This window comes from Tetragenococcus solitarius NBRC 100494, from assembly GCF_001544195.1.
GTDB classification, from domain to species: domain Bacteria; phylum Bacillota; class Bacilli; order Lactobacillales; family Enterococcaceae; genus Tetragenococcus; species Tetragenococcus solitarius.
The window spans coordinates 1-1,061 of sequence record NZ_BCPY01000085.1 but is presented as its reverse complement, the minus strand read 5'-3'; the positions used below and the strand labels follow the sequence as shown (position 1 = coordinate 1,061).

General features: G+C 55.2%; 1 rRNA gene. It reads right to left on the bottom strand.

Features of this window, described 5'->3' with window-relative positions:
• Positions 1-10: 10 nt before the first annotated feature.
• Positions 11-1,061: ribosomal RNA gene (locus tag TS1_RS12165) — 16S ribosomal RNA — on the bottom strand; the annotation flags it as partial.

The following is a 1,061-nucleotide window of genomic DNA, read 5'->3' as shown; positions in this document are numbered from 1 at the left end:
TTTTCCTTAGAAAGGAGGTGATCCAGCCGCACCTTCCGATACGGCTACCTTGTTACGACTTCACCCCAATCATTCATCCCACCTTAGGCGGCTGGCTCCCCGAAGGGTTGCCGCACCGACTTTGGGTGTTACAAACTCTCGTGGTGTGACGGGCGGTGTGTACAAGGCCCGGGAACGGATTCACCGCGGCATGCTGATCCGCGATTACTAGCGATTCCGGCTTCATGCAGGCGAGTTGCAGCCTGCAATCCGAACTGAGAGAAGCTTTCAGAGATTCGCTCGGCCTTGCGGCTTGGCGCGCTCGTTGTACTTCCCATTGTAGCACGTGTGTAGCCCAGGTCATAAGGGGCATGATGATTTGACGTCATCCCCGCCTTCCTCCGGTTTGTCACCGGCAGTCTTGCTAGAGTGCCCAACTCAATGCTGGCAACTAACAATAAGGGTTGCGCTCGTTACGGGACTTAACCCAACATCTCACGACACGAGCTGACGACAACCATGCACCACCTGTCACTTTGCCCCCGAAGGGGAAACGTCCTCTCGGACGCGGTCAAAGGATGTCAAGACCTGGTAAGGTTCTTCGCGTTGCTTCGAATTAAACCACATGCTCCACCGCTTGTGCGGGCCCCCGTCAATTCCTTTGAGTTTCAACCTTGCGGTCGTACTCCCCAGGCGGAGTGCTTAATGCGTTAACTGCAGCACTGAAGGGCGGAAACCCTCCAACACTTAGCACTCATCGTTTACGGCGTGGACTACCAGGGTATCTAATCCTGTTTGCTACCCACGCTTTCGAGCCTCAGCGTCAGTCACAGACCAGAGAGCCGCCTTCGCCACTGGTGTTCCTCCATATATCTACGCATTTCACCGCTACACATGGAATTCCACTCTCCTCTTCTGCACTCAAGTGATCCAGTTTCCAATGACCCTCCCCGGTTGAGCCGGGGGCTTTCACATCAGACTTACATCACCGCCTGCGCTCGCTTTACGCCCAATAAATCCGGACAACGCTTGCCACCTACGTATTACCGCGGCTGCTGGCACGTAGTTAGCCGTGGCTTTCT